At 73.3% G+C, this 16,503-nt stretch carries 1 protein-coding gene and 1 pseudogene; both read left to right on the top strand.

What is annotated here, in order from left to right; all coding sequences use genetic code 11:
* Window positions 1–28: 28 nt before the first annotated feature.
* Window positions 29–10,867: a type I polyketide synthase gene (locus ACZ6I1_RS14890; protein WP_469287131.1), complete on the top strand. Its 10,839-nt coding sequence runs from the start codon at window positions 29–31 to the stop codon at window positions 10,865–10,867.
* Between the two features lie 121 nt (window positions 10,868–10,988).
* Window positions 10,989–16,487, top strand: a pseudogene (locus ACZ6I1_RS14885) (type I polyketide synthase); the annotation flags it as partial.
* Window positions 16,488–16,503 lie beyond the last annotated feature (16 nt).

The following is a 16,503-nucleotide window of genomic DNA, read 5'->3' as shown; positions in this document are numbered from 1 at the left end:
GAAACCGCTAAATGATTGGGGCAGTTAAGTGAGTGCGTCGTATGAAAAGGTCGTCGAGGCGCTAAGGAAGTCGCTGGAAGAAGTCGGTTCGCTGAAGAAGCAGAACCGCCAGCTCCTCGGCGCTTCCCGCGAGCCGATCGCGATCGTCGGCATGGCGTGCCGTTTGCCGGGCGGCGTGGCGGGGCCGGAGGACTTGTGGCGGCTGGTGGCCGAGGGCCGGGACGCGGTGTCGTCCTTCCCCGAGGACCGCGGCTGGGACCTGGAGGGCCTGTTCGACGCGGACCCCGAGAACGCGGGTACCTCGTACACCAGCAAGGGCGGGTTCCTCCACGAGGCAGCGCAGTTCGACGCCGGGTTCTTCGGGATCTCGCCGCGTGAGGCCCTCGCCATGGACCCCCAGCAGCGCCTTCTGCTGGAGGCTTCCTGGGAGGCACTGGAGGCTGCCGGCATCGACCCGCTCTCCCTGAAGGGCAGCGACGTCGGAGTCTTCTCCGGGACGTCCACTCAGGGCTACGGGGCCGGTGCCGACGCACCGGAGGCCGAGGGCTTCGGGGTCACCGGCACACTGTCGAGCGTGGCGTCCGGCCGCGTGTCGTACGTCCTCGGCCTCGAGGGCCCGGCGGTCACCGTCGACACCGCCTGCTCCTCCTCGCTGGTCGCGATGCACCTGGCGGCGCAGGCGCTGCGGCAGGGCGAGTGCTCGATGGCGCTCGCCGGCGGCGCGACGGTGATGGCCACGCCCGCCGCCTTCGTGGAGTTCTCCCGCCAGCGCGGCCTGGCCGCCGACGGACGCTGCAAGGCGTTCTCCTCCTCGGCTGACGGCACCGGCTGGGCCGAAGGCGCCGGCGTCGTGGTACTGGAGCGGCTGTCGGTGGCGCGCGAGCGCGGCCACCGGGTCCTCGCCGTGCTGCGGGGCAGCGCCGTCAACCAGGACGGCGCGTCGAACGGCCTGACCGCCCCGAACGGCCCGTCGCAGCAGCGGGTGATCCGCAAGGCGCTGTCCGGGGCCGGGCTTTCCCCGTCCGACGTGGACGCGGTGGAGGCGCACGGCACCGGTACGACCCTGGGCGACCCCATCGAGGCGCAGGCACTCCTCGCCACGTACGGGCGCGACCGGAACCCGGAGCAGCCGCTGTGGCTCGGCTCCCTCAAGTCCAACCTCGGACACACCCAGGCCGCCGCGGGCGTCGCCGGTGTCATCAAGATGGTGCAGGCGCTGCGGCACGGAATCCTGCCCGCGACCCTGCACGTGGACGCACCCACCCCCCAGGTCGACTGGTCCGCCGGCGCGGTGGAACTGCTGACCGAGGCCCGGGAGTGGCCGCAGAACGGCCGCCCGCGCCGGGCCGGCGTCTCCGCCTTCGGCGTCAGCGGAACGAACGCGCACCTCATCCTGGAAGAGGCACCGCCGCAGGAGGCGGCGGAGCCCGTCTCCGAGGAGCAGGCGCCCGCGGGTGTCGTCCCGCTGGTGGTGTCGGCGCGCAGCGCCGCGTCCCTGGCCGGTCAGGCCGGGCGGCTGGCCGCGTTCGTCGAGGGCTCCGATGAGGGGTCCCTCGCGGACGTGGCCGGAGCACTGGTCTCCGACCGTGCGCTGCTGACCGACCGCGCCGTGGTCGTCGCGGGTACGAACGAAGAGGCCCTCCACGGTCTGCGGGCGCTGGCACGCGGCGAGAACGCGGCCGGTGTCGTGACCGGCAGCGCGGCCGGCTCGAGCAAACCGGGCAAGGTCGTGTGGGTGTTCCCGGGTCAGGGTTCGCAGTGGGCGGGCATGGGCCGTGAACTCCTCGACTCCTCCCCGGTCTTCGCGGAGCGCATCGCCGAGTGCGCGGCCGCGCTCGAACCGTGGGTGGACTGGTCGCTGATCGACGTACTGCGCGGTGAGACCGAGCCCGAGCTGATGGAGCGGGTCGACGTACTTCAGCCCGCGAGCTTCGCCGTGATGGTCGGCCTGGCAGCGGTGTGGCAGTCGGTCGGTGTCAAGCCCGATGCGGTGCTGGGTCACTCGCAGGGTGAGATCGCTGCCGCGTGCGTGGCGGGTGCCCTGTCGCTGGAGGACGCGGCGCGCGTGGTCGCGCTGCGGAGCCAGGCCATCGCCAAGGACCTGGCCGGGCGGGGCGGTATGGCCTCCGTCGCACTCGACGAGGCCGAAGCGGTCGCGCGTCTGGAGCGGTGGGCCGACCGGGTGGAGGTGGCCGCGGTCAACGGGCCGTCCTCCGTGGTCATCGCCGGTGACGCCGAGGCCCTGGACGAGGCCCTGGAGGCCCTGTCCGGCGACGGTGTCCGCGTGCGCCGCGTCGCCGTGGACTACGCCTCCCACACCCGGCACGTCGAGGACATCCGCGAAGCCCTCGCCGAGACGCTCGCGGGGGTCGACGCGCTGGCGCCGAAGGTGCCGTTCTACTCGACGGTCACCGGCACGTGGATCGAGGACGCCGGCGTACTCGACGGGGACTACTGGTACCGGAACCTGCGCGGCCAGGTGGGCTTCGGCCCGGCCGTCGCAGGGCTTCTCGAGCAGGGCCACGGCGTGTTCGTCGAGGTCAGTGCCCACCCGGTGCTGGTCCAGCCGATCACCGAGACCGTCGACGCCGCCGGTACCGAGGCGGTGGTGACGGGTTCGCTGCGGCGTGAGGACGGCGGTCTGCGCCGGCTGCTCGCCTCGATGGCCGAGCTGTTCGTCCGCGGTATCGCGCTCGACTGGAACCAGGTACTTCCGCAGGCGTCGGCCTCCCGGCGCGTGGACCTGCCGACGTACGCCTTCGACCACCAGCACTACTGGCTCGCGCCGGGCGAGTCCGCCACCGACGCCGCCTCGCTGGGACAGGCCACCGCCGACCACCCGCTCCTGGGTGCCGTCGTGCGCCTGCCGCAGTCCGACGGCCTGGTCTTCACCTCGCGGCTGTCGCTGCGGACCCACCCCTGGCTGGCCGATCACGCGATCGGCGGCGTGGTGCTCCTGCCGGGCACCGGGCTGCTGGAGCTCGCCGTACGCGCCGGCGACGAAGCAGGGTGCGGCGTCCTCGAAGAGCTGGTGATCGAGGCACCGCTGGTCGTGCCCGAGCACGGCGGCATACGCGTCCAGGTCGCCGTCGGCGGTCCGGGTACGAACGGCTCGCGCACGGTGGAGGTGTACTCCCAGCGCGAGGACGTCCTCGACGAGGGCGGCGCGGACGCCTGGACGCGGCACGCCACCGGCATGCTGGCCCCCGCGCCCGCACACGCGACGGGGCAGACGTTCGACTTCGCCGCGTGGCCCCCGGCCGGTGCGCAGCCGGTCGAGGTCGGGGACTTCTACGCCGAGCTGGCCGAGAGCGGCTTCGGCTACGGTCCGGCCTTCCAGGGGCTTCGTGCCGTATGGCGCCGCGGCGAGGAGGTCTTCGCCGAGGTCGCCCTGCCCGAGGAGCAGCGCAAGGAGGCCGAGAAGTTCGGAATCCACCCGGCGCTGCTGGACGCCGCCCTGCAGGCCGGCACCTTCGTCACCCGGGCGGGCACGACCGAGGACGGATCCGGGGAAGCGGTCCTGGCGTTCGCGTGGAACGGCCTGGTCCTGCACGCCGCCGGTGCCTCGGCCCTGCGGGTACGGGTCGCCCCGGCCGGTCCGGACGCGCTGTCGGTCGAGGCCGCCGACGCGGCCGGCGGCCTCGTGGTGACGATGGACTCGCTGGTGTCCCGGCCGGTGTCCGCAGAGCAGCTGGAGACGGCGGCGGACACGATGGTCGCCGATTCGCTGTTCGGGGTGGAGTGGACCGAGCTGTCCGCCGCCGAAGGGCCGCAGCCCTCGCCGCAGTGGGTGCCGGTGGCCACGGTGGACGACATCGCCGCCCTGGCCGGCAACGGCGGAGCGCCGGCGGTCGCCGTCCTGGAAGCACTCGGCGGTGACGCCGACGACGCCGTACTGGCCCTGTCCTCCCACGTGCTGGAGATGCTGCAGACGTGGCTCACCGCGAGCGAGCTGGAGGAGTCGCAGCTGGTCGTGCTGACCCGCGGTGCGGTGCCCGCCGGTGACGGCGCGGTGAGCGACCCGGCCGGAGCGGCGGTATGGGGTCTGGTGCGTGCCGCGCAGGCCGAGAACCCCGACCGGATCGTCCTGATCGACGCCGACGCCGACGCCGCTACCGCCGCCGAAGGCGATGTGGAGCCGCTGCTGGGCGCGGTGCTGGCCTGCGGCGAGCCGCAGGTCGCCGTCCGCGGAACGGCTCTCCACGTCCCCCGGCTCGTCCGGGCCGGCGGTGAGGTCCCGGATGCCCCCGCCGTGTTCCGGCCGGAAGGCACCGTCCTGGTCACCGGCGGTACCGGAGCCCTGGGCGCTCTCGTCGCCCGTCACCTCGTCACCCGGCACGGGGTCCGGCACCTGGTGCTGGCCAGCCGTCGGGGTCCGGACGCCGAAGGTGCGCAGGAGCTCGTCGCCGAGCTCACCGAGCAGGGTGCCGCCGTGTCGGTGGCGGCCTGTGACGTGTCCGACCGCGGCCAGATCGAGGCGCTGCTGGCCTCCCTCCCGGCCGAGCACCGCCTGACCGGTGTGATCCACACCGCCGGCGTGTTCGACGACGGCGTGATCGGGGCGCTGACCCCGGAGCGGCTGGCCGGCGTGTTCGCGCCGAAGGTGGACGCGGTACGCCACCTCGACGAGCTGACCCGCGGCCTCGACCTCGACGCCTTCATCGTCTACTCGTCCGTCGCCGGAGTGTTCGGAGGCGGCGCGCAGGGCAACTACGCGGCGGCGAACGCCTTCCTCGACGGCCTGATGGCCCGTCGTTGGGCGGCGGGCCTGCCGGGCATCTCGCTCGCCTGGGGCCTGTGGGAGCGGACCCTCGGCATGGCCGCCCACCTCGGCGACGTCGACCAGGCTCGTGCGAGCCGCAGCGGCGTGCTGGAGATCACGGCGGCCGAGGGCATGGACCTGTTCGACGCGGCCCTGCACGCGGACCGGGCGCTGCTGGTGCCGATCAAGCTGGACCTGCGGACGCTGCGCAGCCAGGCCGGAGCCGGCGGGGCGGTCCCGCACCTGCTCCGGGGCATGGTGAAGGCGGGCCGGCAGGTCGCGCGGGCGGCCTCCGCCACGGACGGCGGGCTCGCCGGCCGCCTGGCCGGGCTCACCTCGGCCGAACAGGACGCACTGCTGCTCGACGTGGTGCGTGCGCAGGCCGCGGTCGTACTCGGCCACGCCGGACCGGAGGGTGTCCGTCCGGAGATGGCGTTCAAGGACGTCGGCTTCGACTCGCTCACCTCCGTGGAACTGCGCAACCGCCTCCGTGAGGCGACCGGCCTGAAGCTCCCCGCCACCCTCGTCTTCGACTACCCCACCCCGCTGGCCCTCGCCCGCTACCTGCGCGAGGAGTTCGGCGACGTGGCGCCCGCGCCGGCGGCGCCCGCACGGGTGGCATCCGCGGCCGTGGCGGCCGACGAGGGTGAACCGCTCGCGATCGTCGGCATGGCCTGCCGCCTGCCGGGCGGCGTGGCCGGGCCGGAGGACCTGTGGCGGCTGGTGTCCGAACGCCGGGACGCGGTGTCGTCCTTCCCCGAGGACCGCGGCTGGGACCTGGACGGCCTGTTCGACGCGGACCCCGAGAACGCGGGTACCTCGTACACCAGCAAGGGCGGCTTCCTCCACGACGCGGGCCTCTTCGACGCCGGCTTCTTCGGGATCTCGCCGCGTGAGGCCCTCGCCATGGACCCCCAGCAGCGGCTGCTGCTGGAGACGTCCTGGGAGGCGCTGGAAGGCGCCGGCATCGACCCGAACTCCCTGAAGGGCACCGACGTCGGAGTGTTCTCCGGCGTGTCCGGCCAGGGCTACGGAGTCGGTGCCGACGCGCCGGAACTGGAGGGCTTCGCCGTCACCGGGTCGGTTTCGAGCGTGGCGTCCGGCCGTGTGTCGTACGTCCTCGGCCTCGAGGGACCGGCCGTCACCGTCGACACCGCCTGCTCGTCCTCGCTCGTGGCGATGCACCTCGCGGCGCAGGCACTGCGCCAGGGCGAGTGCTCCATGGCCCTCGCCGGCGGCGCCATGGTCATGGCCTCGCCCGGCGGCTTCACCGCCTTCTCCCGCCAGCGGGGCCTCGCCTCCGACGGGCGGTGCAAGGCGTACGCGGACGGCGCGGACGGCACGGTGCTGTCCGAGGGCGTCGGCGTGGTGCTGCTGGAGCGGCTGTCGGTGGCGCGCGAGCGCGGCCACCGCGTCCTGGCGGTGCTGCGGGGCAGCGCCGTCAACCAGGACGGCGCCTCCAACGGCCTGACCGCCCCGAACGGGCCCTCGCAGCAGCGGGTGATCCGCAAGGCGCTGGACAGTGCCGGACTCTCCCCGGCCGACATCGATGTGGTGGAAGGCCACGGCACGGGTACGGCCCTGGGCGACCCCATCGAGGCGCAGGCCCTCCTCGCCACCTACGGGCGGGACCGGGACCCGGAGCAGCCGCTCTGGCTGGGCTCGCTGAAGTCGAACATCGGTCACTCGCAGGCCGCGGCCGGTGTGGCCGGTGTCATCAAGATGGTGCAGGCGCTGCGCCACGGCGTCATGCCGCCCACCCTGCACGCGGACGAGCCCACGACCCAGGTGGACTGGTCCGAGGGCGCCATCGAGCTGCTGACCGAGGCCCGGGAATGGCCGCAGAACGGCCGTCCCCGCCGGGCCGGCGTCTCCTCGTTCGGCATCAGCGGAACGAACGCACACCTGATCCTGGAAGAGGCCCCGCAGGAGGCGGAGCCCGCGACGGCGGAGCAGGCGCCCGCGGGTGTCGTCCCGCTGGTGGTGTCGGCGCGCAGCGCCGCGTCCCTGGCCGGTCAGGCCGGACGCCTGGCAGCGTTCGTCGAGAACACCGACGGGGTGTCCCTGACGGACGTGGCCGGGACCCTCGTCACGGGCCGTGCCGTCTTCGGTGAGCGTGCGGTCATCGTGGCCGACTCGGCCGAGGAAGCCCTGCCGGGGCTGCGGGCCCTGGCGCAGGGCGAGACCGCGCCCGGTGTCGTGATCGGCAGCGCGGGTTCCGGTACGCCGGGCAAGGTCGTGTGGGTGTTCCCGGGCCAGGGTTCGCAGTGGGCGGGCATGGGCCGTGAACTCCTCCAGTCCTCGCCGGTCTTCGCGGAACGCATCGCGGAATGCGCGGCCGCGCTCGAGCCGTGGACCGACTGGTCGCTGATGGCGGTGCTCCGCGGTGACACCCACCCCGAGCTGATGGAGCGGGTCGACGTACTCCAGCCCGCGAGCTTCGCCGTGATGGTCGGCCTGGCAGCGGTGTGGCAGTCCGTGGGCGTCGAACCCGATGCCGTGCTGGGCCACTCCCAGGGCGAGATCGCCGCCGCCTGCGTCTCGGGTGCGCTGTCGCTCCAGGACGCGGCGCGCGTGGTCGCGCTGCGCAGCCAGGCCATCGCCAAGGACCTGGCCGGGCGGGGCGGTATGGCCTCCGTCGCGCTCAGCGCCGAGGAGGCCGTCGCGCGGATCCAGCCGTGGGCCGACCGGGTCGAGGTCGCCGCGGTCAACGGGCCGTCCTCCGTGGTCATCGCCGGTGACGCCGAGGCCCTGGACGAGGCCCTGGAGGCCCTGTCCGGCGAGGGTGTCCGGGTGCGCCGCGTCGCGGTGGACTACGCCTCGCACACCCGGCACGTCGAGGACATTCGCGAAGCCCTCGCCGAGGCCCTCGAGGGGGTCGACGCGCTGGCGCCGAAGGTGCCGTTCTACTCGACGGTCACCGGCACGTGGATCGAGGACGCCGGTGTACTCGACGGGGACTACTGGTACCGGAACCTGCGCGGCCAGGTGGGCTTCGGCCCGGCCGTCGCAGGGCTTCTCGAGCAGGGCCACGGCGTGTTCGTCGAGGTCAGCGCCCACCCCGTGCTCGTCCAGCCGATCATCGAGACCGCCGACACCACCGACACCGAAGCGGTGGTGACCGGTTCGCTGCGGCGCGAGGACGGCGGCCTGCGCCGGCTCCTCGCCTCGATGGCCGAGCTGTTCGTCCGCGGTATCGCGCTCGACTGGAACCACGTACTGCCGCAGGCATCGGCGCCCGTGGACCTGCCGACGTACGCCTTCGACCACCAGCACTACTGGCTGGAGCCGGGCGAGTCCGCCACCGACGCCGCCTCGCTGGGACTGGCCGGAGCCGACCACCCGCTCCTTGGTGCCGTCGTGCGCCTGCCGCAGTCCGACGGCCTGGTCTTCACCTCGCGGCTGTCGCTGCGGACGCACCCCTGGCTGGCCGATCACGCGATCGGCGGCGTGGTGCTCCTGCCGGGCACCGGGCTGCTGGAGCTCGCCGTACGCGCCGGTGACGAAGCCGGATGCGGTGTGCTGGAAGAGCTGGTGATCGAGGCACCGCTGGTGGTACCCGAGCAGGGCGGCGTACGCGTCCAGGTCGCCGTCGGCGGTCCCGGCGCGAACGGCTCGCGCCCGGTGGAGGTGTACTCCCAGCGCGAAGACGCCATGGGCGAGGGTGACGCGGACGTGTGGACGCGGCACGCCACGGGCCAGCTGTCGGCGTCGGCCCAGACGCGCGGCACCGGCTTCGACTTCACTGCCTGGCCTCCGGCCGGTGCACAGCCGGTCGAGGTCGGGAACCTCTACGCCGACCTGGTCGAGAGCGGATTCGACTACGGTCCGGCCTTCCAGGGCGTGCGGGCCGTATGGCGCCGGGGCGACGAGGTCTTCGCCGAGGTCGCCCTCCCCGAGGAACACCGCAAGGAGGCCGAGAAGTTCGGTATCCACCCGGCGCTGCTGGACGCGGCCCTGCAGGCCGGCACCGCCGGTACCGCGGCGGGCGCGGCGGACGCAGAACCCCGCGAGGCGGTCCTGGCGTTCGCGTGGAACGGCATGGTCCTGCACGCCGCCGGTGCCTCGGCCCTGCGGGTACGGGTCGCCCCGGCCGGTCCGGACGCGCTGTCGGTCGAGGCCGCCGACGCGGCCGGCGCCCTGGTGGTGACCATGGACTCGCTCGTGTCCCGGCCGGTGTCCGTGGAGCAGCTGGATGCCGCCGCGGCGGACGAGAGCCGCTCCTCCATGTTCGGCGTGGAATGGACCGAGCTGCCCCCGGCCACCGGGGTGGACCCTGCGCCCTGGTGGGTGCCGGTGGCCACGGCGGACGAGGTGGCGGCCCTGGCCGACGACGTGGCATCGGGCCTCGGCGTGCCGGCGGCAGCCGTGCTGGACGCCGTCGGCGATGACACCGAGGACGCCGTACTGGCCCTGTCCTCCCGCGTACTGGCCGTCGTCCAGGCCTGGCTGGCCGGAACCGGGCTGGAGGAATCGCGGCTGATCGTGCTGACCCGCGGCGCGGTGCCCGCCGGTGACGGCACGGTCAGCGACCCGGCCGGATCGGCGGTGTGGGGTCTGGTCCGTGCCGCCCAGTCGGAGAACCCCGACCGGATCGTCCTGGTCGACGCCGACCCGGCCTCCGCCGACGGAATCGAATCCGTTCTGGGTGAGGTGCTCGCCGGCGGCGAGCCGCAGATCGCGGTGCGCGCAGCGACCCTCACCGTCCCCCGGCTCGTCCGGGTCACCGGCGAGGAGCAGGACGGCGCCACGGTCTTCGGGCCGGACGGCACGGTCCTGGTGTCGGGTGGCGGTTCGCTGGGCGCACTGGCCGCCCGGCACCTGGTCACCCGGCAGGGCGTACGGCATCTGATGCTGGCCAGCCGTCGGGGTCCGGACGCCGAGGGTGTGGCGGAACTCGTCGCCGAACTGACCGAGCACGGTGCCGCCGTGTCGGCGGTGGCCTGTGACGTGTCCGACCGCGGCCAGGTCGAGGCCCTGCTGGCCTCCGTCCCGGCCGAGCACCCCCTGACCGGAGTCGTGCACACCGCCGGTGTGTTCGACGCCGGCGTGATCGGGGCGCTGACCCCGGAGCGGCTGGCAGCGGTGTACGCGCCGAAGGTCAACGCGGTGCAGCACCTCGACGAGCTGACCCGCGGCATGGACCTCGACGCCTTCATCGTCTACTCCTCCGCATCGTCTGTCTTTATGGGAGCTGGTAGTGGCGGATACGCCGCGGCGAATGCTTTCCTGGACGGGTTGATGGCACACCGTCGGGCCGCAGGCCTGCCGGGTCTGTCGCTGGCCTGGGGCCCGTGGCAGACGGCCACCAACCTGGGGGACACCATCGACGACCTCACCAAGGCTCAGATGAGCCGGCGTGAGGGACGCGGGGGAATCACGGCACTCACGTCCACCGAGGGCATGGAGCTCTTCGGTGCGGCCCTGGGGTCCGGTCAGGCGCTGCTGGTGCCGGTCAAGCTGGACGTGCGGGCCGCGCGTGCGGACGCGGCGGCCAGCGGCGGGGTTCCGCACCTGCTGCGCGGCCTGGTGCGAGCCGGCCGCCAGCAGGCGCAGGCGGTCGTCGCCGGCGACGAGCGCCGGCAGCTGACCGACCGGCTGGCCGGGCTCGATGCGGCAGCGCAGGAGGCGCTGCTCCTCGACCTGGTCCGTGCTCAGATCGCGGTCGTGCTCGGGCACGCCGGGCTGGACGGGGTCCGGGCGGAGACGGCGTTCAAGGACGCCGGATTCGACTCGCTCACCTCGGTGGAACTGCGCAACCGGATGCGTGAGGCGACCGGCCTGAAGCTTCCGGCCACGCTGGTCTTCGACTACCCCACCCCGATCGCGCTCGCCCGCCACCTGTGCGACGAACTCGCGGTCGACAAGGCGTCTCCCGCCGACTCGGTACTGGCCGGCCTCGCCGGTCTGGACGCGGCCATCGCGTCCGCGGCCTCCGACGCGGAGGCCCGCGACCGGATCGCCGTACGCCTGCGGGAACTGCTGAAGGCAGCCGAAGCGGCAGGCGGTCCCGGGGCCGCGGGAACCGCGGAAGCGTCCGACCAGGACCTCGAAACCGCCAGTGACGAGGACCTGTTCGCGATCTTCGACCGGCTCGACAGCTGAGCCGGACCGTACGGCCGGGCCCGGGTGGGCCCGGCCGTACGGCCCGCAGGACGGTGCGGGACCACCACCACCCACAGCAACGCACACATCGATTTCCTGGGAGCTGAATTCAGTGGCTGACGAGGTACAACTCCGCGACTACCTCAAGAGGGCCATCGCCGACGCCCGCGATGCCCGCAAGCGGCTGCGCGAGGTCGAGGACCAGGCGCGGGAGCCCATCGCCATCGTCTCCATGGCGTGCCGGTACCCCGGTGGTGTGTCCTCGCCCGAGGACCTGTGGAAGCTGGTGGTCGACGGACGCGACACCGTCTCCGAGTTCCCCGACAACCGTCACTGGGACCTGGAGGCGCTGATCGACCCGGACCCCGACAGCGCCGGCACCTCCTACACCAGCCAGGGCGGATTCGTCCACGAGGCGGGCCTCTTCGACGCCGGGTTCTTCGGGATCTCGCCGCGTGAGGCCCTCGCCATGGACCCCCAGCAGCGGCTGCTGCTGGAGACCTCCTGGGAGGCGCTGGAAGGCGCCGGAATCGACCCCACCTCCCTGAAGGGCAGCGACGTCGGAGTGTTCTCCGGCGTGTCCAACCAGGGATACGGAACCGGCGGCGGTGCGGTCGCGCCGGAGCTGGAGGCCTTCGCGGGCGCGGCCACGGCGTCGAGCGTGGCGTCCGGCCGCGTCTCGTACGTATTCGGTTTCGAGGGTCCTGCGGTGTCGGTGGACACCGGATGTTCTTCGTCGCTGGTCGCGATGCACCTCGCCGCGCAGGCGCTGCGGCAGGGCGACTGCTCGCTGGCGCTGGCCGGCGGTGTGATGGTGATGGCCACACCCGGCACCTTCATGGCGTTCTCCCGGCAGCGCGGCCTCGCCGGCGACGGACGGTGCAAGGCGTACGCGGACGGCGCGGACGGCATGGGGCTGTCCGAAGGCGTCGGCGTGGTGCTGCTGGAGCGGCTGTCGGTGGCGCGGGAACGCGGCCACCGGGTCCTGGCCGTGATGCGCGGCAGCGCCCTGAACCAGGACGGCGCCTCCAACGGCCTGACCGCCCCGAACGGGCCCTCGCAGCAGCGGGTGATCCGCAAGGCACTGGCCAACGCCGGGCTTTCGCCGTCCGACGTGGACGCGGTGGAGGGCCACGGCACCGGTACGACCCTGGGCGACCCCATCGAGGCGCAGGCGCTGCTCGCCACGTACGGACGTGACCGGGACCCCCAGAACCCGCTGTGGCTGGGTTCCTCGAAGTCGAACCTCGGCCACACGCAAGCGGCTGCCGGTGTGGCCGGTGTGATCAAGATGGTGCAGGCGCTGCGGCACGGGGTGCTCCCGGCGACCCTGCACGTGGACGAGCCGTCGACGAAGGTGGACTGGTCCGAGGGCGCGATCGAGCTGCTGACCGAGGCCCGGGAATGGCCGCGCGGCGACCGCCCGCGCCGGGCCGGCGTCTCCTCGTTCGGCATCAGCGGAACGAACGCGCACCTCATCCTCGAAGAGGCACCCGAGGAGCCGGTGACGGACACCGAAGAGGCGGAGCAGCCCCAGGCCCACACCGGAGAGCTGCCGTTGGTGGTGTCGGCGCGCAGCGCCGGTTCCCTCGCCGGCCAGGCGGAGCGGCTGGCGGAGTTCCTCGAAGGCGCCGAGGGCGTCTCCCTCGCGGACGTGGCCGGGGCGCTGGTGTCGGAGCGCGCGGTCTTCGGTGACCGCGCGGTGGTCGTCGCCGGTTCGCGTGACGAGGCCCTGTACGGGCTGCGGGCGCTGGCCCGCGGCGAGGACGCGCCTGGTGTGGTGTCCGGCAGTGCCGGTTCCCCGGGCAAGGTCGTGTGGGTGTTCCCGGGCCAGGGCTCCCAGTGGGCGGGCATGGGCCGTGAACTCCTCGACTCTTCCCCGGTCTTCGCGGAGCGCATCGCGGAGTGTGCGGCTGCGCTGGAGCCGTGGATCGACTGGTCGCTGATGGCGGTGCTGCGCGGTGAGACCGAGCCCGAGCTGATGGAGCGGGTCGACGTACTCCAGCCGGCGAGCTTCGCCGTGATGGTCGGCCTGGCAGCGGTGTGGCAGTCCGTGGGCGTCAAGCCGGACGCGGTGCTGGGTCACTCGCAGGGCGAGATCGCCGCCGCGTGCGTGGCCGGAGCCCTCTCGCTGGAGGACGCGGCGCGCGTGGTCGCGCTGCGCAGCCAGGCCATCGCCAAGGACCTGGCCGGGCGCGGCGGTATGGCCTCGGTCGCACTCGACGAGGCCGAAGCGGTCGCGCGGATCCAGCCGTGGGCCGACCGCGTCGAGGTGGCCGCGGTCAACGGGCCGTCGTCCGTGGTCATCGCCGGTGACGCCGAGGCGCTGGACGAGGCCCTGGAGGCCCTGTCCGGCGACGGTGTCCGCGTACGCCGCGTCGCCGTGGACTACGCCTCCCACACCTGGCACGTCGAGGACATCCGCGAGGCGCTCGCCGAGACCCTGGCCGGAGTGACTGCTCTGGCGCCGAAGCTGCCGTTCTACTCGACCGTCACCGGCACGTGGATCGAGGACGCCGGCGTGCTCGACGGCGGCTACTGGTACCGCAACCTGCGCGGCCAGGTGGGCTTCGGCCCCGCCGTCGCCGACCTGATGCGGCAGGGCCACGGCGTATTCGTGGAGGTCAGTGCCCACCCGGTGCTGGTCCAGCCGATCACCGAGACCGCCGACGCCACCGAGACGGATGCGGTGGTGACCGGTTCGCTGCGGCGTGAGGACGGCGGTCTGCGACGGCTGCTGGCCTCGATGGCCGAGCTGTTCGTCCGGGGCATCGCGCTCGACTGGAACCACGTACGGCCGCAGGCATCGGCGCGCGTGGACCTGCCGACCTACGCCTTCGACCACCAGCACTACTGGCTCAAGCCGGGCGAATCCGCCACCGACGCCGCCTCGCTCGGACTGGCCGCGGCCGACCACCCGCTGCTGGGCGCGGCGGTGCAACTGCCGCAGTCCGACGGGCTGGTCTTCACCTCGCGGCTCTCGCTGCGCACGCACCCCTGGCTCGCCGATCACGCGATCGGCGGTGCTGTCGTCGTCCCCGGTGCGGTGTACGCCGACCTCGCGGTGCGCGCCGGTGATGAGTTCGGCCATGGCTTCCTCGAAGAGCTGGTGGTCGAGGCGCCGTTGGTGGTGCCGGAGCAGGGTGGTGTGCGGGTCCAGGTCGCGGTGGGTGGTCCGGGTGAGTCCGGATCGCGCACGGTGGAGGTGTACTCGCTGCGTGAGGACGCGGCCGGCGGGGACGTGTGGACGCGGCATGCGACGGGTGTGCTGTCGGAGTCGTCCGGTGACACGGGTGGTTCCGGGTTCGACTTCGCTGCCTGGCCGCCGGCCGGTGCGCAGCCGGTTGAGGTCGGGGAGTTCTACGCCGGTCTGGCCGAGGCCGGTTACGGCTACGGTCCGGCGTTCCAGGGTGTGCGGGCGGTGTGGCGCCGCGGCGAGGAGGTCTTCGCCGAGGTCGCGCTGTCCGAGGAGCAGCGCAAGGAGGCCGGGAAGTTCGGTGTCCATCCGGCGCTGCTGGATGCGGCCCTGCACGCGGGGACGGACTCCGACGCGATCGCGGAGTCGGTGCGGCTGCCGTTGGACTGGAGCGGGCTGGTGCTGCATGCCGTGGGTGCTTCGGCGCTGCGGGTGCGGCTGGCTCCGGTGGGTCCGGACGCGGTGTCGGTGGAGGCCGCCGACCCGACGGGCGGGCTCGTCCTGACGGCGGACTCGGTGGTCTCCCGGCCAGTCGCCGCAGGCCAGTTGGAGACGGCAGCGGACGCGAAGCTCGCCGACTCCCTGTTCGGAGTCGAGTGGACCGGGCTGCCCCCGGTCGAGGGGGCGCAGGATGCCCCGTGGTGGGTGCCGGTGGCCACGGCCGACGACGTGGCGGCCCTCGCCGAAAGCGTGGTGCCCACGGCGGCGCTCCTGGAGGCCGTGGGCAGCGCCGACGACGAGAACGCCGTACTGGCGCTGACCTCCCGCGTGTTGGGGGTGGTCCAGGCCTGGCTGTCCGCGAGCGGGCTGGAGGAGTCGCAGCTGGTCGTGGCGACCCGGGGCGCCGTCCCCGCCGGCGACGGCACCGTGACCGACCCGGCAGGATCGGCGGTGTGGGGTCTCGTCCGCGCCGCGCAGGCCGAGAACCCGGACCGGATCATCCTCATCGACACCGACCCGGCCTCCGGTGAAGGAGCGGAAGCGGTTCTGGGCGAGGTGCTGGCCTGCGGCGAACCGCACGTGGCGGTACGCGCCGCGGCCCTCACCGTCCCCCGGCTCGTCCGGGCCGGCGCCGGCGGCGAGGTTGCCGACGGACGGGCGGTGTTCGGGCCGGAAGGGACCGTGCTGGTCTCCGGCGCCGGCGCCCTGGGCGCCCTCGTGGCCCGCCACCTCGTCACCCGGCACGGCGTACGGAGCCTCGTACTGGCCAGCCGCAAGGGCCCCGGTGCCGACGGTATGGAGAACCTGGTCGCCGAGCTGACCGAGCACGGTGCCGCCGTGTCGGCGGTGGCCTGTGACGTGTCCGACCGCGCCCAGGTCCAGGCCCTGCTGGCTTCGATCCCGGCCGAGCAGCCCCTGACCGGAGTCGTGCACACCGCCGGTGTGCTGGACGACGGTGTGATCGCCGCGCAGACGCCCGAGCGGCTGGCAAAGGTGTTCGCTCCGAAGGTGGACGCCGTACGGCACCTGGACGAGCTGACCCGCGGCCTGGACCTCGACGCGTTCGTCGTGTTCTCGTCCGCCTCGGGCGTCTTCGGATCCGCCGGCCAGGGCAACTACGGCGCCGCCAACGCCTACCTCGACGGACTGATGGCCGTCCGCCGCGCGGCCGGCCTGCCCGGCCAGTCGCTGGCCTGGGGCCTGTGGGAGCAGGCCACCGGCATGACCGCCCACCTGGGCGGAGCCGACCAGGCGCGCGCGAGCCGCGGTGGCGTCCTCGCGATGACCGCGGCGGAGGGCATGGAACTGTTCGATGCCGCCGCCCGGTCCGGGCAGACGCTGCTGGTGCCGGTCAACCTGGACCTGCGGACGCTGCGCACCCAGGCCGCGGCCGGTGCGGGAGTCCCGCACCTGATGCGGGGCCTGGTACGGGCCGGCCGGCAGGTGGCCCGCGCGGCGTCCGCCACGGACGGCGGGCTGGCCGATCGCCTGGCCGGGCTCGGCGCCGCAGAACAGGAAGAACTGCTCCTCGATCTGGTGCGTTCCCAGGTCGCGGTCGTGCTCGGGCACGCCGGAGCGGAAAGCGTCCGGGCGGACATGGCGTTCAAGGACGCCGGGTTCGACTCGCTCACCTCGGTGGAACTGCGCAACCGGCTGCGGGAGGCGACCGGTCTGAAGCTTCCGGCCACGCTGGTCTTCGACTACCCCACCCCGCTGACCATCGCCCGCTACCTCCGCGACGAGCTCGGGACCAGCGACGACGTGCTTTCCCGCGTGACCGCGAAGATCGAGGACGTCGAGGCGCTGATCACTGGTCTGCCCCTCGACCAGAAATCTAGTATCGCCCTTCGCCTTCAGGGTTTGGTGGCTAGGTGCAACGGAGTGCTCGAGGCGACGGACGCCTCCACGGTGGCGGAGCAACTGGAATCCGCGTCCGCCGATGAAATCTTCGACTTCATCGACGGTGAATTCGGGCTCATCTGAAACCAGTTCAATGCTT

Source organism: Streptomyces sp. NPDC046303 (genome assembly GCF_055588085.1).
The sequence above is the reverse complement of the archived record's forward strand: the minus strand, read 5'-3'. Positions and strand labels throughout refer to the sequence as shown.